Below are 21,141 nucleotides of genomic sequence, written 5' to 3'. Positions count from 1 at the left end.
GTAATCGGTATCACATTAGGCAAGCATAAACGCCTTCGGTGTCCTTGTAAGGACGATAAGCGAAAAAAAGGAGCCATAAACAGCTCCATGAAGTGACTCGAATGCCGGAAGGAGAGCCGCTATTTTGTCTAATATCAATGCAGGAATTGCTTTAGCCGCAGGGGTGGCATCGTTTATATCGCCATGCTGTTTACCGCTGTACCCCTCTTATTTATCGTACATTACCGGGTTATCCGTTCAACAATTAAAATCAGGCAGCAACTCTAAAGAGGTTCGTGTACGCACCCTAACTCATACATTGGCATTTATATTAGGTTTTTCTGCAGTTTTTTACACACTTGGTTTTGGGGCTGGGTTATTCGGGCAATTCTTTAATGGCCAGCGTGATCTGATCCGGCAATTGTCGGCGATTCTAATTATTGTAATGGGTTTGTTTTTGCTTGGGATTTTTCAGCCGCAGTTTTTACTTCGTGAACGTAAGCTTGATTTAAAATGGAAACCGGCGGGTTATGTGGGCTCCTTTATTTTCGGAATTGGTTTTTCTGCGGGTTGGTCACCCTGTATCGGGCCGATTTTGACGGCAATTATTGCTCTTTCGGCAAGCGACCCAGGCACTTGGTTTACATTGATTACCGCGTATAGCATCGGATTTGCTTTGCCATTTTTTCTTTTAGCCTTTTTCCTAGGCGGAGTGAAGCGTATCCTCAAGTATTCGAATCTGCTGATGAAGATTGGCGGCGTCCTTATGGTATTTATGGGTATTTTGCTGTTCACGGATCAAATGTTCAGGATCACAGTGTGGCTACAAGGAATAACGCCGGATTGGCTGATTTTTTAGGTGAAGTAATCAATACCTGCTTCCGGAAAATGCTCGAAAATCCGCTCTGTGATAAATTCTCGCAGGGCGGTTTGCTGTTCATCCGGATAGACATATTTGTTCTGTCCCCAGCGGCCCCATTTCTTTTTGCGTTTCTCCATGTCCATTTCTAGTTTAGATTTCGGGTAACGTTTCTCAATTACAGTCTTGGCTGTTTTGGTGAATCGGTGCTGAATCATTTCAAAGGTTAGACCTTTTCCTATTTCTGGCGGAAGGGTCTTGGCTAATTTGGCCAGCAGCTCCGCATAGCCTTCCTGCCAGCCGTCATACCAAATAATTGGGGCAATGATGAAGCCCAGTGGATAGCCGGCGCGGGCAACCTTTCCAGCCGCTTCAATTCGCTCTTCAAACCGCGAGGTAGCAGGCTCGAAATTTTTGATCACATAGTCAGCATTCACGCTAAAACGAATTCTGGTATGTCCGTTATGCTGCAAATCGAGCAGAGGTTCAACATGTTGGTATTTGGTCACAAAGCGCAGGCGGCCAAGGGGCTCCGCTGCCATGAATGTGATGAGTTCTGACAGAGACCCGGTAATATGCTCCAGTCCTAACGGATCTGAGGTACAGGCTGCTTCAAAAGTCGTGATTTCAGGGCTGCGCTCCTCGATATATTTTTTGGCGGCGTCAATGATGTCTTCGGTGTTTACATATACACGAATGTAAGGCTTTGCACCTAAAGTAGTCTGCAAATAACAATAATGGCAGTGGCCCATGCAGCCAGTTGCGATCGGAATTGCATAATCTGCGGAGGGTTTGGATTGGTCAAACTTTAAGGTTTTGCGCAGGCCGACTACAAGTGTTCTTTTGGCAATTTTATATTGCTCGACCTCTGTGTCACCCGGGAAATTCATTATACGGTTATGCGATGTAGTCATGCGATAGGGAATATTGTTAGCCTTCACCCATTCCATGATTCGTTCACCTTTCGGGTAATTTAAAGCTTCCGGCTCGAAGAAAACAAGCTCGGGGACAAAAAGGGCTGTAGCTTTTCTGGTTCTCTTTACGGGAGGGGTCTCAGGTGTCACTATAGTCATGAATTCACGCTCCTTCTGAAAGATGAGTACGTTTATTATGCCTAACTGAGTCTCATTAGAAGCATGGCAATCATGGGTAACTCCTCCCCATGTTCTCTTGAAGGACTTGCCAAGGGGCGTTAGAAACATGTATCATTGTTAGAGCAAGGTTTGGCTCGGCGCCAGGTTCATTATAGAAAAGAGGTAAATTTTAATGCCAACACCCAGCATGGAGGATTATTTGGAGCGCATATATAAGCTCATTGATGAGAAAGGTTATGCGCGGGTCTCGGATATTGCCGAGGGACTGGAAGTACACCCCTCCTCTGTGACCAAGATGATCCAAAAACTGGATAAGGACGAATATCTCATCTATGAGAAATATCGTGGGCTTGTCCTAACCAACAAAGGGAAAAAAGTAGGGAAACGTCTTGTTGATCGTCATCAACTATTGGAAGAATTCCTCGGTTTGATCGGAGTACAGCAGGAATTTATCTATAATGATGTTGAAGGGATCGAGCACCACCTGAGTTGGGATTCGATTACACGTATCGAAACGTTGGTGGAATATTTCCGCCGCGATGAAGAACGTCTGCAGACTTTATATGCTATTCACAATGAACTGGCAAGCGATTCTTGAAATGTTTTTTCCCGAAACGGATACCGTCCTTAAAGTTATGCCCAGCAAGGCTTTGGTGAGCATAAACTACTTGATGGTATAGCCGTTTCTATTTTGTTTAGTGCAACCTTTCCCAGTTTTTAGCGTCAAAACGGATAAGTCCTTTTTCTGGCTGAGACTGATACCGCTCTTTTGAAGGGTGGAATCGGTACATCAACTTGGAGGATTGATCCGTTTTTTCTTTTTTTATAGGATACATATTATTTAGATTTGGGGAGGAATTATGAATTATCGTAAATGGATGTTGGGATTGCTAGTATTAGTATTGTTTCTGCCTTTATGGTCTCCTGGGGCACGTGCGGCAGCTGTGCAGATTACCATTGAACTGGATGGCGAGGCGCTGGCAAGCGATGTGCCGCCGTATATCACAGCTTCGAATGTAACGATGGTGCCAATTAGCGTCATTAGTAAAGGGTTGAATGCTGGAGTAGTTTGGAATCAAAGCAGTAAGACAGTAACAATCACGCAAGGAGATACAGAGATCAAGCTGACCAGTGGCCAGAAAAGTGCATTAGTTAATAATGCTTCTGTAGCCCTCGACACCTCAGTACAGATTAAGCAGGGACGGGTTATGGTGCCGCTTCGTTTTGTAAGTGAGCAATTGGGGTTACAGGTTATCTGGGATCAGGCTACCAAACATATTTCTTTGTACTCTAATACAGAGCCGCCGCAGGCTGCTGATCCGGAAACACCAGCAGTACCTACAGCGACTCCAGTCGTTACGCCGACCCCAACCCCTACAGCGACTCCAAAACCGACCTCGCCAACAGTTCCAAGTATTCCTGGTGCGTCGGCTAACAAGGAGATGAAGGGAGCCTGGATCTCTACAGTATTTAATCTGGACTGGCCTTCAGTAGCTTCTGCAGGTAACGAAGCGAAACAAAAACAAGAATTTGATAATCTGCTGGACAAGCTAAAAGCTGTTGGTTTTAATGCTGTTTTTGTACAGGTTAGAACCTCAGCAGACAGCCTGTACCCTTCTGTTCTAGTTCCTTGGTCTAAGGTGCTGACCGGCACACAAGGAAAAAATCCGGGTTATGACCCGTTGAGCTATATGGTCAGCGCTGCACATTCACGCGGTATGCAGTTCCATGCATGGTTCAACCCATTCCGCGCGACAACGGATGCTTCTACATCCGCATTAGCAAGTAATCATGTGGCTAAGTCAAATCCGGAATGGATTGTAGACGCAGGAGGTAAAAAATACATCAATCCAGGGATCCCAGCAGCCCGCCAGCACATTATCGATACAGTGTTGGAGGTCGTCAAAGGCTATGATGTAGATGGTGTCCATTTGGATGATTATTTCTATCCTTCAGGTGTATCTTTTGCCGATGATACTGCTTATAAGACTTATAACACGAAGAACCTGTCTTCTAAGGCGGATTGGCGCCGCGATAATATTAATGAATTCGTCCGTCAATTGGGAGAACAGATTCATAAGGTGAAACCGAAGGTTTCTTATGGAATTAGTCCGTTTGGTGTATGGCGTAATATCAAAAAAGACAGCACAGGTTCGGATACCACAGCTGGAGTTACCGCTTATGACGATATGTACGCCGATGTTCGGACATGGATCAAGCAAGGCTGGATTGACTATGTCGCACCGCAAATTTATTGGAGTCTGTCCTTTAGTACTGCCCGTTACGATAAGCTAGTAGATTGGTGGGTTAAAGAGGTAGAGAATACGAATGTTAAGCTCTATATTGGACAAGCTGCTTATAAGGTTGGAGCAAGTGACCAGAAAGCAGAATGGCAAAGTGGCGACCAAATCATCAACCAGCTTAAGTATAATGAGAAATATAAAGAGGTTGCAGGCAGTATTATGTTCAGAGCAAATGACATTGTTGTCCGCAATCCGTTTGGATTATCAAATTTGCTGACCTTTTATTTTCAGTCCAAATAAGATAACTGTTCTAGATAAGGAGTCATGAATGCTCCCCCGTGCTCATAGATAAGCAATAGAATCTATGGGAAACGGGGGATTTTTGTGTATGGAGATTAACGCTGTGTTTGAAGGAGGGGGAGTAAAAGGGATTTCTCTCGCTGGAGCAGTTGAAGCCACGGAAAGGGCGGGGCGAACCTTTAAAAAGGTCGCTGGAACCTCCTCAGGCGCAATTGTAGCGACTTTACTGGCTGCGGGTTATGAAGGTGAGGAAATGAGTCGGATGATCCAAGGAACTTCTTTTTCATCGTTTATGAAGCGAGCTCCCATCTATAATACGGCTTGGGTAGGTCCTGCACTGCGAGTGTTATTGAAGAAGGGATTGTATTCGGGTGAAGCCTTGGAATCGTGGATGAGATCGCTTTTGCTAAAAAAGGGAATTATCACTTTTCGTGATCTGCCTCCAGGCAAACTATCTATAATTGCTTCCGACATTACCAATGGCCGGATATTGGTCTTACCAGATGGGTTGGAACAGTATGGAATCTCTCCTGAACATTTTGAGGTGGCTAAGGCTGTGCGTATGAGCTGCAGTATTCCTTATTTTTTTGATCCAGTGATGCTCAGGTTAAATGGACAGTCTGCTAGAGGGAAGTCTTTTATTGAGCAATTTGTATACGTTGTGGACGGAGGATTATTAAGCAATTTTCCTTTATGGCTATTTGACGGGATGAATGAGAATAGTAAAGTGACGGGGAAAAGAATCCCTACGGTAGGGTATCAAACAGTAGGTAAAACCGACCCGCAGCCCCACAGGATTAGGGGACCGTTCAGTATGCTGCAAGCTATGGTAAGCACCATGCTGTCTGCTCATGATGAGAAATATATTGAAGATGATAAATATGTCCGCACAGTAACCATCCCAACGCTTGGTATCGGCACGACCCAATTTAATATTACGAAGATGCAAAGCGACGAATTGTATGCCGCCGGACTGAAGGCAGGGGAAGACTTCTTTAAGGAGTGGCGCCCCAGATAACAAGCAAGCTTTATAATATCAGAAAAAAGCATCCCGCACGTTATTTTGAAACGTGGAGATGCTTTTTGGTGTTTGTTTTTATTTAGTTAATGGTACTTCGGAAGCTGATCATCGTTTTTCCCTTTATTTCCTTCGATGACTTGGAAGGGATAACTTTTACGTTTGCCTGGTACCGCTTGAGTCTTGCGAATCCCAGCAACCTTGGTCATGGTTTTCTGCGAAGGTTTGACTTTGATTCTAGATCCATTACTGCTGCGAGCGTATTTCCCTGGTCCCATTTTGTAAGCATAATAGATAATCGCTAACAGTACTAAGGGGAGAATCAGCTTCGACAGCGTATAGAAAGGCTCAGTCAAGACTCCAATCACAAAACCGAATATTGCAAGAATTACTGAAATCCAAAAAATTAAAGCATGCCTGATCATAGGACACTCATCCTTTCGCAGGATCCAATATGCCGCCTGACACACTTGCCTCCGTATATCCTCTGGCTTCAATCTCTGCATCAAGCTCACGCATACGATTGAAAGAGGCGATGGATACTTCTACCTGATCATCCTTTGGTTCTTTGGTAGTGAGCAGCTGCAGCCATAGTCCAGGGTATCCCAAGTATTTGAGACCTGGAATTTCTCTTACTGCGTTGGTACCCTTCAGAACCTCAAACGAAACACCGATTACGACAGGCAGCAGAATAATCCGTTGGATCACACGTTCCCAAAGATTATCCCAGGGTACTACGGAGTAAATAATAACGCCGAGGATAATCGTCAGCATCATAAAACTGCTTCCGCAGCGGTAATGCAGACGGCTGTATTTCTGAACGTTCTGGACAGTCAGCTCTTCGCCTGCTTCAAAGGCGCTGATGACTTTGTGTTCCGCACCGTGATACTGGAATAGCCGCTTGATCACAGGTGTTTGCGAAATCGCCCATAAATAGACCAGCAAGAGAACCATTTTAATGCCGCCTTCTATGAGGTTGTGCAGTACATAGTTATCAAATGCATTCTTGAATAAAAAATCTTCGACAAATACTGGTACAAGCGTAAAAATGAGCTTTCCGAATAAGAAGGAGAGAATACCCATTACAGCAACGCCAAAAATCATTCCGAGGCTCCAGCCTTCGTCCTTTTTCTTCGGCTTAGCTTTCTCTTTCGCCAGTTCTTCGGGTTCCAATTCATCTTCGGCATAGGATTCAGCCGAATAGTTCAAGTGCTTAGAGCCTTTGGCGCTGGCATCTATAATACTGACAAGGCCGCGAAGCAGCGGAATCTTGCGCAGTTTAGTGACCCAGCTCTTATCGCTTCTTGGCACCTCCAAAAATGTAATCTCCTGATTCTTTCGTCGCACGGCTGTTACATTAATATGCTTGCCGCCGAACATGACGCCTTCAATGACGGCTTGGCCGCCATAGCTGGGAGTTTCCTGGGACAACCAATTCACCTTCCCGTAATTAATATGATTTATATAATACATTGTAACTAATTTTTGAAGACATTACTAGTTGGATCGCCTTTTGCTGCACATACTACCTTATATGGACAAGGAGAGACAAATCGGTATTAAAAATACGGAAAGAGAGGCAATTCTATGAGCAAATCACATCAACAACAATCAGATCATACTAATATTTGGTTTTTTGCGCTCGAATTAGGTTTTTTCGCAGGTTTGATTTGGGGAGGGCTGCACTGGTTAATCTACTGGTTCAGCTTTACCAAGGTTAGTCCTGGTTATTTAGCAGAGCCGTTTTTTAAACATACTTTTCTGACAACAATGTATGGACATCTCGTGGGTTATTTGTTTTTCATCTTATTTTCAGTGATAGCCTCACTGCTATACGTGCTTATTCTGCGCAAGCTGAAGGGACCTTGGCCAGGATTGGTTTATGGTGTTTTGTGGTGGGTAGTTATATTTATTCCCGGCTCGCAAATGTTTCTTATGCAGCCGCCTTTTAAGCTGCCGTGGAACACTGTGATTAGTGAGTTCTGCCTTTTTTTACTTTGGGGGATGTTCATTGGATACACAGCGGCGATTGAGTATACCGACGAACGAAAGCGTGAGCAAGCGACTGCACTTGCCTAACGGCTCGAAAAAACTTCTCAAGGGGATATCCCTATGTTAAAATACAATGTGGCTATTTCGAGAGGAGAATGAAAATGGGTAACGAGCGCGTCTCCAAGCTGCGTAAGGTTTTGCAGGATAAAGGATTGGAAGCAATGTTGATAACCAGCGGTTATAACCGCCGCTATTTAAGTGGATTTACCGGATCGTCCGGTTATGTATTGGTGACAAGTGATGATTGTTATCTGCTAACTGACTTCAGGTACATGACACAGGCTGCGGATCAAGCGGTAGGAGTTAAGGTTGTAGAGCATGGTCCTAAATTTATTGATACAGTACGCGAGTTGCTGCCAACAGGCAGTGAGGTACGTGTTGGTTTCGAACAGGATGATGTCTCATTCAGCGCTTATACCTCATATGCGGAAGCCCTTAAGCCGGCAGTGTTAGTTCCAGTTTCCAAAGCCGTGGAAGACCTCCGTATGTTCAAGGATGCTGAAGAGCTTGCTGTTATGCAACGTGCAGCTGATCTGGCTGATGCTACATTCAATCATATTCTGAATGTGATCAAACCAGGCATGACTGAAAGAGACGTCGATTTGGAAATGGAATTCTATATGCGTACCCACGGGGCAACTGCGTCATCGTTTGATACGATTGTTGCTTCAGGTGAACGTTCGTCCATGCCGCATGGCGTAGCAAGCAGCCGTGTAATTCAAGGTAATGAATTTATTACGCTTGATTTCGGCGCATTACTCGATGGATACTGCTCAGATGTGACTCGTACCATTGCACTCGGAGCTCCAGATCCGAAGCTGAAAGAAATCTATGATATTGTGCTGGAAGCTCAGCTACATACGTTGGCACATATCAAACCGGGTATGACTGGACGGGAATGTGATGCACTGGCACGTGATATCATCGCTAGCTACGGATATGGTGATCAATTTGGACATAGCACGGGTCATGGACTTGGAATGGAAGTTCATGAATGGCCGCGTTTGTCCAAGCTGAGTGACGATATCATGCAGCCGGGAATGGTCGTTACTGTAGAACCAGGTATCTATTTGCCGGGGATTGGCGGAGTACGTATTGAAGACGATATTGTGATCACCGAGAGCGGAATATCGCTGCTGACCCATTCGTCCAAAGAATATACAGTACTGTAAGTAAGAAAAGTAGTAGTTTAATTATCGAATTCAGGAGGGATTTTTAGTGATTTCAGTAAACGATTTTAAGACAGGCTTGACCGTAGAGGTGGACGGTGATATTTTTACCGTTCTTGATTTCCAGCACGTTAAACCAGGTAAAGGTGCTGCGTTCGTTCGCTCTAAGCTGAAAAACCTGCGCAATGGTAACACTGTTGAGCGTACTTTCCGTGCTGGTGAAACTATTGGCCGTGCTATTATTGAGAACCGTGGCGTGCAATATTTGTATGCAAGCGGATCGGAGCATGCTTTCATGGACAACGAAACTTATGACCAATTCGAATTGTCCAGCAAGCAGCTTGAATGGGAATTGAACTTCCTTAAAGAGAACATGACTGTAAACATCATCAGTTACCAAGGTGAAATCCTTGGGATTAACCTGCCTACCAGCGTAGAGCTGAAGGTTGTTGAAACTGAGCCAGGTGTGAAGGGAAATACTGCTCAAGGCGCTACTAAATCGGCCAAGCTTGAAACAGGTCATTCTGTACAAGTTCCTCTGTTCATCAATGAAGGAGATGTGCTGCTTATTGATACTCGCGAAGGTAAATATATCTCCCGCGCGTAGGAAGCATCATACTTGCCGAACTTATAACCAATCAGCCTCCCCCGTTATTACGGTGGGGGGTTTTTGGTATATAAACGAGGATGCATGAGGAACAGTATGGGTGTGGAATATTATACTTACGAATTAAAGGATTAGAAGGAGGCGCATATGAGAAAATTAATTATATCTGAGTTCATATCCCTTGATGGTGTTATGGAAAATCCACAATGGACCTTCTCATTCGGAAGTGAAGAACAGGAGCATTTCAAATTTGCTGAACTGAAAGCTGCTGACGCTCTAATGTTAGGACGGACAACCTACGAAGGTTTTGCAGAGGCTTGGCCAAATATGGTTGAGCAGACAGGTGAGTACGGTGAAATGATGAATGGATACGCCAAGTACGTAGTCTCCACAACTCTCGAAGAAACAACATGGAGCAATTCAAGCTTGCTCAAGGGCGATCTTGTTCAAGAGGTGTCCAAGCTGAAAGAACAGCCGGGGAGAGATATTCTCGTTTTTGGCAGTCGTACGCTTGCGCAGAGCCTGATGCAGCTTGGCCTTGTCGATGAATATCAGCTTCTGGTCTTCCCGATTCTGCTGGGTAGCGGTCAGCGCCTGTTCGATAACGTTGGTGAAGAGAAGACGTTGGAGCTAGTGGACTCCAAAAGATTCAGTTCTGGAGTGATGGCCTTGACTTATCGACCAGCTTCTCAATAAAAAACTGGAAGACGAGTGAAATGAGGTCAGCTAGTGTCTTGAAGCTGACCTTATCTTTTTGTTAGCTTCTGGAAAATCAATAATTTTTTAATGAAATCATTAACGCATTACGCTATTTTCGTATTATACTGGTTTAAAGCGGGAAACCGATTAGAAGCAACTACATAGACCGATATGGGGAGTGAGTGGGACTTTGTCACTTTATGTTATGAAATTCGGAGGCAGCTCCGTCGGCGACACAGAACGCATGCAACGTGTTGCCAAGCGCATCGCAGACAAGCAGGATGAGGGACATCGCTGCGTTGTAGTTGTATCTGCTATGGGGGATACAACAGATGATTTGATCGATACGGCGAAGCAATTAAACGGGCAGCCGCCTGCACGTGAAATGGATATGCTGATGACAACAGGAGAGCAGATTTCCGTTGCTCTTTTGTCCATAGCTCTTCATGGGATCGGGCGGAATGCAGTATCTTATACAGGATGGCAGGCCGGGTTCCGTACAGACGAAACCCACGGTAGAGCTCGTATCAATGATATTGATCCACACCGTGTAGTAGCGTCTTTGGAACGCGAACAGATCGTTATCGTTGCCGGTTTCCAAGGGATGACTTTGGATGGTGAGATCACTACCCTGGGCCGCGGAGGATCGGACACGACAGCTGTAGCCCTTGCGGCTGCTATTCAAGCAGATGTATGTGAGATTTATACCGACGTTGATGGTATCTATTCTACAGATCCACGCATTGTGAAAACAGCCCGCAAGCTGAACGAAATCTCATACGATGAGATGCTAGAGCTTGCCAATCTGGGAGCGGCGGTACTACATCCGCGTGCAGTGGAGTATGCTAAGCGTCATCAAGTTAAGCTGGTCGTTAGATCGAGCTTTAATCATAATGAAGGTACTGTTGTGAAGGAGGAAGCAAGCATGGAGCAAGGTGTCGTAGTTAGTGGGATTGCTTATGATAAGAATGTAGCGCGTGTCAGTATTCTAGGAGTACCTGATGTACCGGGTGTACTCGCTCAAGTCTTCGGCAAGCTGGCTGAAGAAGGCGTAAACGTAGATATCATTGTGCAAAGTGGTGTGCAGAATGAACAGGCTGACTTCTCATTTACAGTTTCACTTGATGAACTGGATCGTGCGAAGGAAGTCATTAAAGAAATCCATAAAACTTTACCTTACCGTGAAGTAACGTCCGAGGATAACCTTGTGAAGGTTTCTATTGTTGGTGCGGGTATGGTTAGCCATCCTGGTGTTGCAGCTCAAATGTTTGATGTACTCTCCCAAGAGGGCGTAAGCATTAAGATGGTCAGCACGTCAGAAATTAAGGTTTCTTGTGTAATCGAATCCGGTAATTTGCCATCGATCATTCAGGCGCTTCACACCGCTTATAATCTGGATACAACTGAGCAGGCCTTTGTTGGTGGTCCTAAGGATCGTCGTTAAGAGCCGTTCAATCAATAAAAAGGGAGATCCTACAGCTATTTAGCTACGGGGTCTCCTTTTTGGGCATCCCGCTATAAATGAAAAGGAACGCTGCAGGTTTGAATGCAGCGTTCCTTTTTACATCTATATGGGTATTTATCCTAAACGTCTAAATCGGCCTAGAATTTCAACAGTCTCGAGTACATTGACGAAAGAGCTTGGATCCGTCTCAAGGATAGTCTTACGCAGCTCTGAAAGCTCATAGCGGGTCGTTACGGTCATCAGCATTGTATTGCCCTCGTGACTGTAGCCGCCCTCTGCGTTGACTACTGTGATGCCATGAGGCAGCTCTCTAAGACGATTCAGCATTTTATCCCGTTCCTTGGTAACAATGAAGCAGGTTAGCTTAACATGACGAATATGAATCATATCAACCACTCTGCTTTTCACAAAAATACAGAGCATAGCGTATAAGGCTGAGTCCCAGCTTTTAAAGAAGCCTAAACTCAGAATAACGAGCCCATCCATTACGAAGAGTACATTCCCAATAGGAATATCCCGCTTACGTGTAATAATCGAGCCTAATATATCAAATCCTCCAGATGAACCCCCGGCACGGAGAGAAAATCCAACCCCGCCAGCAATAATTACGCCGCCAAAAATACTAGCCAAAATCGGGTCTTTGGTCACTTTCACCGCAGGAATAATTGTCATGAACCAGGTGGTAGCTAAAACGGAAAGCATGCTTAGTAAGATGTACTTTTTCCCCACTGCAATAAATCCCCAGATCAGAACAGGAAGGTTTATCGCAAAATAAATGATTGAGATGTACTTCGGATTAGTTACATACCCGATGACTGAAGCCACCCCTGCTACCCCGCCGCTTAGCAGTTGATGAGGAATTAAAAATAATCTCATCCCTGCGGCGACTAAAAAAGCTGAAAAAATAATGATTGCCGCTTCTCTTACTGGTCTGACTACGGACCGCATGCTGAGCGGTAGCCCGTAATTTCGTACGTGCATGACACAAATCCCCTCTTTTTCTTATGTCTTTTTAGTTTGCCTTTTTTTGAAAATATAAACTCACTATATTTCCAATTAAAAAGGATACCACAGATGAAGGCGTTCGTAAAAATTATTTTATCGTACTGATTATATTTATTTATGAACCCACTCACTATGAATTCTTTCACAGTCTGATCTGCAAATCTGTCATTTCTCATTGTCTAAAGTGAAAAAGCCACGCATATCCATGAATAATAGAAAGCTAAACAAGCCTCAGATCTCTTTTGGTATGAATGAATTAGTAAAAGGAGTGGAGTAGATTGGACAAGTATGTAAGCTGGATGGCGACTCTGCGGTTGTTCTCGGGCAGTGCAGAGATTATAGCTGCGCTGATAATGCTCAGATTAAATCAGGTCGATAAGGCGCTGGCTGTCAATTCTGGACTGGCTTTGGTAGGCCCGACCATATTGATATTGACGACAGCTATTGGTCTGACTGGGATGGCACAGCAGCTGTCATGGAGCAAATTAGGCTGGGTGGGCTGCGGTGTAGCCTTTCTCTTAATCGGGATTTTGAAAAAATGATAGATGATAGGCATATTGGGCGCGTACAAGCATAAATATGGAATAAAGCAATTAAGTAGAGGACAGCTTGGGGGTACTTTGTATGGCAGATGATTGGCTGCAATTGTTTCCTGAAAAAGTAAGAGCGCTGTTAAAGTGCCTTCCCCTTCCGCTGCTAGGAATGGTGGAGGAGATTCGTGTCCGTGAAGGTCGTCCGTTGGAAATTAACTACTCTGGTAAATATCACTTTCTAAGAGTGAATGGCAGTTTGACGCAGAGGCCTGAAGAAGCTTACAAGCCGGATCGGGAAGACACTCATCGACTGCTAGACCTGATCAGCAACCATTCGCTATATACGATGGAAGAAGAGCTGAGAAAAGGATTTATTACGATTCCCGGCGGTCATCGGATAGGACTTGCTGGCCGGACAGTACTGAGTGGCGGAGGTGTAGAGCATCTTCGTGATATCACTGGCTTTAATGTCCGTATTGCTCGAGAAGTACCTGGAATCGCAGATGGAGTGCTGCCTTATTTACTGGACAAGGGGCGGCAGCGAATGATGCACACCTTGATTCTCTCCCCTCCACAACATGGCAAGACTACCCTGCTCCGCGATCTTGCAAGACAAATCTCCTTAGGGGAATTGGGCAAGCGCGAAGGGATTAGACCGGGGCTAAAGGTGGGAATTGTTGACGAACGGTCTGAAATTGCTGGCAGCCGGCGTGGTGTTCCCGCTTTTGACGTGGGTCCGCGGACTGATGTTCTTGATGGCTGTCCCAAGGCAGAAGGCATGATGATGATGATCCGGTCGCTATCGCCAGATGTATTAATCGCGGATGAGATTGGGCGTCCTGAAGATGCCGAAGCAGTTACCGAGGCCCTGCATGCCGGAATATCTGTCATTGCTTCCGCTCACGGAAAAGATGTAACAGAGTTGGCTCGTAGGCCGGGTCTTGGAGGACTGCTGGAACAAAAGATGTTCGAGAGATATGTCATACTCCATCGTTCAGAAGCAGGCCTCACGTTTCGTATTCTGGATGGCCAGAAAAGAGGAATGCTGCTTATCTCTCCCGGGGATCGACTAGGTGGTGATTTGCATGCTTAAGCTGTTCGGTGCTGTGCTCATTGTGGTGGCTGGTACGCTTGCAGGTCTCCAGTTTGCTCGTCAATATGCAGACAGGCCCAGACATATCAGAGGTTTAATAGCAGCACTACAGCGGTTGGAAACAGAGATCATGTACGGCTTCACCCCACTGCCGGAAGCCATGCGGCGGATTGGGAATCAGTCGAAGGACCCGCTGAAATCGTTGTTTGTCAAAACAGCGGAGGAGATGAGTCCTCCCTATGACAGAAGCGCCCAGGATGCCATCCAGCGGGCGATGGAAGCATATTGGAAGTCTACCGCTATGAAGGGGACAGAAAGAGAGATTCTTCGCCAGCTCAGCTGTACTCTCGGCACAAGCGATAGGTCGAATCAGAGCACTCATATCGCATTAGCATTGCAGCAATTGAAGCAGGAGGAGTCGGTGGCCAGAGAGGATCAAGGCAAATATGAAAAGTTAAGTAAAAGCCTGGGTCTGCTGCTTGGAGTACTGATCGTCATTTTGATCTTTTAGCGAGGTGCCAGGAATGAATATTGAAGTCAATGCGATTTTTCAAATTGCCGGCATTGGCATAATTATCGCCATGATCCACACGGTGCTCAAACAGATGGGAAAAGAGGATTTCGCACATTGGGTCACCGTGATCGGGTTCGTAGTCGTGCTGTTCATGGTGATTCGGATGCTGGACGGGTTGCTGCAGGAAATAAAAACGATCTTTCTTTTTCAATAGGCGTGCTATGGAGATTATTCAAGTTGTTGGGATTGGGCTGATATCGACCATATTGATTCTCGTACTGAAGGAACAAAAACCGATGTTCGCCTTCCTTCTTGCTACTACAACAGGAATTCTAATTTTTATGTTTCTCATCGGCAAGATCGGAATGATCCTCTCTACACTGGAGCGGGTGGCTGAGTCATCGGGGATGGAAATGATTTATTTGAAGACTGTTTTCAAAATCATCGGCATTTCCTATATCGCGGAGTTCGGTGCACAGATTGTACGAGATGCCGGTCAGGAATCGATTGCTTCCAAAATAGAACTCGCCGGCAAAGTACTAATTATGGTACTAGCCGTACCCATCATCAGCATCATTATCGAAACCGTCATGAAACTACTGCCTGCTTAAAGCAATCGTAAAGAGAGCTGAGCAACGGATCGGGAGGAGAAATTATGCAAGAGCACAGTGTTTTCCGTCCTCCAAAACTAAAAATAATACTGCTGCTGCTTCCATTCTTTTTCATTCTATGGTTTGCAGGTACAGCTCAGAGTGTGCAAGCTTCCTCAACATCAGAATCCGGCAGTTCCTCCCCGGTAGACCAGTGGGTCAAGAGCCAGGTGAATAATTTACCCAAAGATAAAGTCGAGTCGTACTGGGATCAGCTGATGAAGGATTATGGTGGTTTTTTCCCGGACGGGGCCACACCCACGCTAATGGACATGCTGCTTCCAGGAGATAAGGGGCTCAGCTTGAAGGGTGTGTTATCTGGGCTTCTAGGCTTTATGTGGCATGAGGTGCTGTACAACGGAAAGCTGCTCGTGACGATTGTGATGATCAGTGTGCTCAGCATGATTCTGGAGACGCTGCAAACCGCTTTTGAGCGAAAAACGGTCAGTAAGGTCGCTTATACGCTCTGTTATATGGTGGTGCTGGTAATTGCCGTGAACAGCTTCAATATCGCTATTGGTTATGCAAAGGATGCTATCGATCGGATGATCGATTTCATGATGGCGATGATTCCACTGCTGTTCGCGCTGCTGGCTTCGATGGGGAATATCGTTACGGTCTCTGTCACCCATCCGTTAATTGTTTTTATGATTCATACGGTTGGCACCATGATCCACACCCTTGTTTTTCCGCTTCTTTTCTTCTCGGCAGTGCTGCATCTGGTCAGCGCATTGTCAGAGAAATATAAATTAACCCAGCTGGCTAACCTGCTGCGAAACATCGGTGCTGGACTGTTAGGTGTACTGCTAACTGTGTTCCTAGGTGTAATTTCCGTTCGAGGGATAACAAGCTCAGTAACCGATGGGGTCACCATTAGGGCCGCTAAATATATTACAGGGAATTTTGTTCCGGTCATCGGCAAAATGTTCGCGGATGCCACAGACACAGTAATCTCAGCTTCACTGCTGGTGAAGAATGCGATCGGGTTATCGGGTGTCATTATCATATTGTTCCTGTGTGCTTTTCCGGCAATCAAAATCCTGGTGCTTGCCCTTATCTACAACATAGCCGCCGCTGTGATGCAGCCGCTGGGAGAGACACCGATTGTAGTCTGTCTCCAGACGATTGGAAAAAGCATGGTGTACGTATTCGCTGCTTTGGCTGCTGTTTCCTTAATGTTTTTTATGGCGGTTACGATCATGCTGACTGCGGGCAATTTGACCGTAATGATGAGGTGAAGCAACAAAACCTTTAGGAGGGAAACCATGAGCTGGTTAGGCGGTTGGCTGCGGGAGATCATCCTGGTTGTGCTGTTGGCGTCATTTGTTGAATTGCTGCTCCCAAGCAAATCCATGGAGCGTTATGCAAGATTGGTGCTAAGTCTCCTAATCCTGCTCACGATGCTCAGCCCTATCGTCTCTCTCCTGAAAGGTGATGCAATCTCCGAACTGAGTGTCGCTATGGGACAGCAAGAGAAAGAGGGCGGTTTGTTCACTGGCGGAGGGAAGGGAGACCCATCCTTGGAACAGATTCTGGCAGATGGGCAAAAGCTTGCACAAGGCCGTCAGGAACAGAGTCTGCAGCTCGCTGCCGAAGAGGTGGCGGGTCAGATGAAAGAGCAGATTATCAGTGAGACCGGCAAACGCGGGGTTAATGTCACCGTAACGCTGGGCATGGGGAAGTCTGGCGGCACTGGTAACGAAGACGTTCCTGTCATTTCCAATGTAAGGGTCTCTATGCCTCAGACAACGGCTAACTCCCCTGGTACTTCCGGAGCTTCCAGCACAGCGACTACAGCACCCATTACAATCTCTCCTGTAGCACCTGTAGAAGTTAAAATTGGCGCTAATCCGGCAGATAACGTAGAGAGTGAAGCAACATCATCAGCTGAACCTAATAAAGCAGTGAACGGAACTGTAGCTGAAGACAGCGCGTCCTCGAGTGAAATGGAGTCCATTGTAAAGCTGCTGGAACTGAAGTGGGATTTGGATCCCAAAGTCATTCAGGTGGATGGCAGCGTGGCTAGTAACGTCAAATCATGAGCTTGATGTTTCTAAGAAACTATAATTTTTAGGAGGGATGGGAGTGAGCAATTGGCTGAAAAAGCTTGAGCAGTGGGCTGGGGGTGGGGCCGGCAGTCCGAAGAGAAGCCATACCTTTCGCTGGCTGATCATTCTGGGTCTGCTGGGCGCAGCGATCATGCTATTCAATTCCTTCGTCAATGTGAAGAGGATTGATAACGAGAATACAGGGCGTGAGCCGCCGGTGAATCAGTCCTCTCAAACGGCGCTGGTGCAGAGTGATCCAACCACAACGACCAATTCGTTCGACAGCATCGAACTAGCGATGGAGAACCGGATGAAGGAAATTTTGGAGAAAATCGTTGGCGTCGGTACAGTCGATATCATGGTTACAGTGGAGTCTACAGAAGAAATTGTCGTGGTGCGTAATATGAATGACTCCCAACAGCTTAGTGAAGAGACGGATGCCAGTGGGGGGAAACGTCATACGACACAATATACGAGGGATGGCGAAATCGTAACCTACTCGCAATCAGGGGACGAGACACCCATTGTGACGAAGCGGATCAAACCTCAGGTACGCGGCGTACTGGTAGTTGCCAAAGGGGCAGAGAACAAGGTGGTTCGTGGACTCGTCGAGCAGGCTATAGAAAAAGGCTTGAACGTCCCAATCCAGCGCATTTCAGTAGTACCACGCAAACAAGAGTAGCAGGAGAAAGTCAATAAGTGAGTGCTTCCGAAGCAGCCACTAGATTAAATTTTAGGAGGAATTAGGAATGAACGGCAAAAGACAAACGATATGGTTGGTTTCTATGCTCAGCTTGATGGTGGTCCTCTCTGCATATTATTTATTCACTGAAGACTCAGGTGCTTCGATTCCAAAAGACACGGCTGGCACAATGCAGGTTGATTCCCTGAAAGACACAGCAGGTGCAGCGTTGCCAACGGTTGGCGACAAAGGTGTTGTTGTGAACGAAGTTGTTAGTCAAGGCGATGTTGTTGCCGATGAAGGCGTTGTAGATAGCACTACTGGCGCCGCTACTACGGACGACAGCGCTACTGCCGCCAAAACGGATGACAGTGCTGCTACCGCTAAAACGGATGATAGCACTACTACTGCTAAAACGGACGACAGTACAACTACAGCTGCTAAGGACGATAGCAGTAAAGCTGCCGCAAATAGCAGTGACTCAGAGAAGGCAACAACCGACACTGCTGCTAAAGATGCCGCCAAAACAGATACATCTGCTAAAGATACAGCCGCAAATACAACAACCAAGACTCCAGCCAAAAATGACAAAGAAATTCTCGATGAAGTAGCTTCTCAAAGTGTATCGGCGAGCAGCATGTTCACTAACTACCTTTATGAACGTGAGCAAAAGAATCTTAAGAACCAACAAGACTTGCTTGCTTTGATTAATGACATGGACAAAACACCTGCTGATAACGCAGTCGCTCAAGAACAACTTCTAAATCTTGAAGAAAAAGAATCCAAAATTACCGGTATCGAAGAACAGCTTCAACAAAAATATGGCGAAGCGATTGTAAAGGAAGAAGCTGGAGACAGCTATAAAGTAGTCGTTCTCAGCGACAAACTGGATGTAAAGCAAGCGGTCAGCATCGTGGATCTCGTAATGAAGGAACTGAGTGTATCTCAAGATAAAATTAGTGTACAATACGTTTCTGAGCAATAATAAGCTGTATAATTAAAAGAAAAATGACGAAAGAGCTCGGGTTGCCCCGGGCTCTTTCCATTTTTACCGATTGTGATATAATACATAAAGTTATCTTGTCCGCTTAAGAAGTGGCTTCGAGAGAAAGCTGAAGGAGTGAACTGATATATGTTCAAGTTGAGCGAAATTAAGGAATTGATTAAATTGCTGGACCAGACCTCCTCTGTACATGAGTTGGAGATCGAAAGCGAAGGAATGAAGCTTGCAATTCGCAAACCGGATCGCCCTGAAGCTGATGGAACAGCAGTACAGGCGACTCCTTATGCTGCCTATCCCTTTACGCCTGCCCCGCAGCCGCAGAGCGTACCGCAAGTATCCTATCCGGTAGTAGGTGAAGTTCCTCCAGCGCAGCAGCCACAAGCAGCTGCAGAAGGCAAACTACATAAAATTGTGTCTCCAATGGTGGGGACCTTTTATAGTGCCGCTTCTCCGGAAACGCCTTCGTTTGTTAATGTTGGAGACCGTGTAAGTGAAAAATCAACGGTTTGCATTATTGAGGCGATGAAACTGATGAATGAGCTGGAAGCGGAGATCAAAGGTGAAATCGTGTCTGTGCTTGCTGAGAACGGTCAGCTTGTAGAATACGGTCAACCACTATTCTTGGTTAAACCGGAATAAATACCGCAGACTACTTAAGGAGCGGAAGCTTCGCAAAACTTTGGGAGGAAACGCATGAACATTCAAAAAGTGTTGATTGCCAACCGCGGCGAAATCGCGGTCCGCATTATTAGGGCCTGCCGTGAACTGGGCATTTCCACCGTCGCGGTCTATTCGGAACCCGACCGGGATTCACTGCATGTCCGGTTGGCTGATGAAGCTTACTGCATCGGTCCGATGCCGGCCAAGGACAGCTATCTGAACTTTACAAATATTATGAGTGTAGCCACCTTAACGGAATGTGATGCCATCCATCCTGGCTATGGATTTTTAGCTGAAAATGCGGATTTTGCAGAGATTTGTGAATCTTGCAATATTATCTTCATAGGACCTTCTCCAGATGCCATAAACCGTATGGGTGACAAGGCTGTGGCGAAGGAAACCATGAAACTGGCTGGAGTTCCGATTATCCCGGGCTCAGATGGTCTTGTAGGCGATGTAGAGGAAGCTGTCATGCTGGGCCGCGATATTGGTTACCCGATCATCGTTAAGGCTACTGCAGGTGGCGGAGGTAAGGGAATACGGATTGCTGAGGACGAGGAATCTTTGGTGAAGCAGATTACTGCTGCACAACAGGAAGCACAAAAGGCGTTTGGTAACGCTGGTGTATATCTGGAGAAATTCCTAACAGGCATGAAGCATGTGGAGATTCAGATTATTGCAGATAAACATGGCAATGTAGTGCATTTAGGTGAACGGGACTGCTCCGTGCAGCGTCGTCGCCAAAAGCTGATTGAAGAGGCACCTTGTTCAGTGCTCACACCGGAAATTCGGGAAGCAATGGGTAATGCAGCAGTTCGAGCAGCACTTGCCGTGAATTATTCGGGAGCCGGAACACTTGAATTCCTGCTTGGACCGGATGGACAGTTCTACTTCATGGAGATGAATACCCGTATTCAGGTTGAACATCCAGTAACAGAAATGGTTACAGGTGTGGATTTGATTAAGGAAATGATCTCTGTAGCAGAAGGCAATCCGCTGTCATTCACTCAGGAAGATATCGTGATTAATGGCTGGTCCATTGAATGCCGTATAAATGCTGAAGATCCTGAGCGTAATTTCATGCCTTCACCAGGAAAAATCGGCTTTTATTTGCCACCAGGAGGCCTTGGCGTTCGTGTAGATAGTGCGGCGTACCCAGGATATACGATTTCCCCTTTCTATGATTCTATGATTGCAAAACTGATTGTCTGGGCTCCTACACGTCAGGAAGCGGTTGCGAAGATGAAGCGCGCCTTGGCTGAATTCGCCGTGGAAGGCATTCATACCACCATCCCTTTCCATCAGAAACTGTTGGAGCATCCTGTATTTTTGGATGGTAACTTTGACATTAAGTTTCTTGAAGAGTATGAAATTTAGGACGACTTCGGTTTGTTTGTCATAAAGTTCGTCAAATGATATAGTATGTTTAATAAGAGACGTGCTTTACGCTTGAAATCATGAACAATCT

Annotated in this window: 24 protein-coding genes; 20 read left to right on the top strand and 4 right to left on the bottom strand. The window is 45.9% G+C overall.

What is annotated here, in order from left to right; translation table 11 throughout:
- Positions 1 to 124: 124 nt before the first annotated feature.
- Complete coding sequence (locus MHB37_RS22925) at positions 125 to 838, top strand: cytochrome c biogenesis CcdA family protein (protein WP_076129637.1); 714 nt, start codon at positions 125 to 127, stop codon at positions 836 to 838.
- Here MHB37_RS22925 and splB read toward each other — a convergent pair.
- On the bottom strand, positions 835 to 1,911 hold the full coding sequence (gene splB, locus MHB37_RS22920; protein ID WP_076129638.1) for a spore photoproduct lyase: 1,077 nt from the start codon (positions 1,909 to 1,911) through the stop codon (positions 835 to 837). The genes MHB37_RS22925 and splB overlap by 4 nt on opposite strands.
- A 193-nt stretch (positions 1,912 to 2,104) precedes the next feature.
- Here splB and mntR point away from each other — a divergent pair, with 193 nt between their 5' ends.
- The 3 genes from mntR (at position 2,105) to MHB37_RS22905 (ending at position 5,493) form a co-directional block, all read left to right on the top strand.
- Positions 2,105 to 2,530: a transcriptional regulator MntR gene (gene mntR / locus MHB37_RS22915; protein WP_036682880.1), complete on the top strand. Its 426-nt coding sequence runs from the start codon at positions 2,105 to 2,107 to the stop codon at positions 2,528 to 2,530.
- Between the two features lie 262 nt (positions 2,531 to 2,792).
- Complete coding sequence (locus MHB37_RS22910; RefSeq protein ID WP_076193095.1) at positions 2,793 to 4,475, top strand: family 10 glycosylhydrolase; 1,683 nt, start codon at positions 2,793 to 2,795, stop codon at positions 4,473 to 4,475.
- An 88-nt stretch (positions 4,476 to 4,563) separates the two neighbouring features.
- A complete protein-coding gene (locus MHB37_RS22905; protein WP_076129640.1) occupies positions 4,564 to 5,493 on the top strand; it encodes a patatin-like phospholipase family protein in 930 nt (309 codons plus the stop codon).
- A gap of 86 nt (positions 5,494 to 5,579) precedes the next feature.
- On the opposite strand, the gene MHB37_RS22900 is transcribed toward MHB37_RS22905, so the two are convergent.
- Complete coding sequence (locus MHB37_RS22900) at positions 5,580 to 5,918, bottom strand: hypothetical protein (RefSeq protein ID WP_076129641.1); 339 nt, start codon at positions 5,916 to 5,918, stop codon at positions 5,580 to 5,582.
- A 7-nt stretch (positions 5,919 to 5,925) separates the two neighbouring features.
- A complete protein-coding gene (locus MHB37_RS22895) occupies positions 5,926 to 6,873 on the bottom strand; it encodes a DUF1385 domain-containing protein (RefSeq protein WP_094901946.1) in 948 nt (315 codons plus the stop codon).
- Positions 6,874 to 7,080: 207 nt separating this feature from the next.
- Here MHB37_RS22895 and MHB37_RS22890 point away from each other — a divergent pair, with 207 nt between their 5' ends.
- From MHB37_RS22890 to MHB37_RS22870, 5 genes are all read left to right on the top strand, one after another.
- Entirely contained in the window at positions 7,081 to 7,572 is a 492-nt protein-coding gene (locus MHB37_RS22890; protein ID WP_036682865.1) for a YqhR family membrane protein, read from the top strand.
- Positions 7,573 to 7,646: 74 nt separating this feature from the next.
- A complete protein-coding gene (locus MHB37_RS22885) occupies positions 7,647 to 8,717 on the top strand; it encodes a Xaa-Pro peptidase family protein (RefSeq protein WP_036682862.1) in 1,071 nt (356 codons plus the stop codon).
- A 46-nt stretch (positions 8,718 to 8,763) separates the two neighbouring features.
- A complete protein-coding gene (gene efp / locus MHB37_RS22880) occupies positions 8,764 to 9,321 on the top strand; it encodes an elongation factor P (protein ID WP_038572538.1) in 558 nt (185 codons plus the stop codon).
- 147 nt (positions 9,322 to 9,468) lie between these two features.
- A complete protein-coding gene (locus MHB37_RS22875) occupies positions 9,469 to 10,017 on the top strand; it encodes a dihydrofolate reductase family protein (protein WP_339169020.1) in 549 nt (182 codons plus the stop codon).
- A gap of 193 nt (positions 10,018 to 10,210) precedes the next feature.
- On the top strand, positions 10,211 to 11,464 hold the full coding sequence (locus MHB37_RS22870) for an aspartate kinase (protein ID WP_036682855.1): 1,254 nt from the start codon (positions 10,211 to 10,213) through the stop codon (positions 11,462 to 11,464).
- Positions 11,465 to 11,599: 135 nt separating this feature from the next.
- Here MHB37_RS22870 and MHB37_RS22865 read toward each other — a convergent pair whose 3' ends face one another.
- Positions 11,600 to 12,466 (bottom strand): YitT family protein, encoded by an 867-nt coding sequence (locus tag MHB37_RS22865; protein WP_081387084.1) that lies wholly within the window; start codon positions 12,464 to 12,466, stop codon positions 11,600 to 11,602.
- 302 nt (positions 12,467 to 12,768) lie between these two features.
- On the opposite strand from MHB37_RS22865, the gene MHB37_RS22860 reads away from it, so the two are divergent.
- The 11 genes from MHB37_RS22860 (at position 12,769) to accC (ending at position 21,050) form a co-directional block, all read left to right on the top strand.
- Positions 12,769 to 13,032: a YqhV family protein gene (locus tag MHB37_RS22860; RefSeq protein ID WP_371915730.1), complete on the top strand. Its 264-nt coding sequence runs from the start codon at positions 12,769 to 12,771 to the stop codon at positions 13,030 to 13,032.
- Between the two features lie 82 nt (positions 13,033 to 13,114).
- Positions 13,115 to 14,116 (top strand): stage III sporulation protein AA, encoded by a 1,002-nt coding sequence (gene spoIIIAA, locus MHB37_RS22855; RefSeq protein WP_076129644.1) that lies wholly within the window; start codon positions 13,115 to 13,117, stop codon positions 14,114 to 14,116.
- Positions 14,109 to 14,627: a stage III sporulation protein SpoIIIAB gene (gene spoIIIAB, locus MHB37_RS22850; protein ID WP_076104383.1), complete on the top strand. Its 519-nt coding sequence runs from the start codon at positions 14,109 to 14,111 to the stop codon at positions 14,625 to 14,627. Before spoIIIAA ends, spoIIIAB begins: the two co-directional genes overlap by 8 nt.
- Positions 14,628 to 14,640: 13 nt before the next feature.
- Positions 14,641 to 14,844 (top strand): stage III sporulation protein AC, encoded by a 204-nt coding sequence (gene spoIIIAC / locus MHB37_RS22845; protein ID WP_036682849.1) that lies wholly within the window; start codon positions 14,641 to 14,643, stop codon positions 14,842 to 14,844.
- Positions 14,845 to 14,851: 7 nt separating this feature from the next.
- On the top strand, positions 14,852 to 15,241 hold the full coding sequence (spoIIIAD, locus tag MHB37_RS22840) for a stage III sporulation protein AD (RefSeq protein WP_036682847.1): 390 nt from the start codon (positions 14,852 to 14,854) through the stop codon (positions 15,239 to 15,241).
- A gap of 44 nt (positions 15,242 to 15,285) precedes the next feature.
- Positions 15,286 to 16,518 (top strand): stage III sporulation protein AE, encoded by a 1,233-nt coding sequence (gene spoIIIAE, locus MHB37_RS22835; protein ID WP_341164167.1) that lies wholly within the window; start codon positions 15,286 to 15,288, stop codon positions 16,516 to 16,518.
- Between the two features lie 27 nt (positions 16,519 to 16,545).
- Positions 16,546 to 17,322 (top strand): stage III sporulation protein AF, encoded by a 777-nt coding sequence (spoIIIAF, locus tag MHB37_RS22830; RefSeq protein WP_339169013.1) that lies wholly within the window; start codon positions 16,546 to 16,548, stop codon positions 17,320 to 17,322.
- A gap of 43 nt (positions 17,323 to 17,365) precedes the next feature.
- The gene (gene spoIIIAG / locus MHB37_RS22825; protein ID WP_175617305.1) at positions 17,366 to 18,010 is read left to right on the top strand and encodes a stage III sporulation protein AG; all 645 of its coding nucleotides are present in this window, start codon (positions 17,366 to 17,368) and stop codon (positions 18,008 to 18,010) included.
- Positions 18,011 to 18,077: 67 nt separating this feature from the next.
- Positions 18,078 to 18,995 carry a SpoIIIAH-like family protein gene (locus MHB37_RS22820; protein WP_036682837.1) on the top strand — a complete coding sequence of 306 codons (918 nt, stop codon included), beginning with the start codon at positions 18,078 to 18,080 and terminating at the stop codon, positions 18,993 to 18,995.
- Between the two features lie 147 nt (positions 18,996 to 19,142).
- A complete protein-coding gene (gene accB / locus MHB37_RS22815) occupies positions 19,143 to 19,652 on the top strand; it encodes an acetyl-CoA carboxylase biotin carboxyl carrier protein (protein ID WP_076098642.1) in 510 nt (169 codons plus the stop codon).
- Positions 19,653 to 19,706: 54 nt separating this feature from the next.
- Positions 19,707 to 21,050: an acetyl-CoA carboxylase biotin carboxylase subunit gene (gene accC / locus MHB37_RS22810; protein WP_076129648.1), complete on the top strand. Its 1,344-nt coding sequence runs from the start codon at positions 19,707 to 19,709 to the stop codon at positions 21,048 to 21,050.
- Positions 21,051 to 21,141: the final 91 nt, after the last annotated feature.

This window comes from Paenibacillus sp. FSL H3-0286 (assembly GCF_045040705.1).
GTDB classification, from domain to species: Bacteria; Bacillota; Bacilli; order Paenibacillales; family Paenibacillaceae; genus Paenibacillus_AQ; species Paenibacillus_AQ odorifer.
The sequence above is the reverse complement of the archived record's forward strand: the minus strand, read 5'-3'. Positions and strand labels throughout refer to the sequence as shown.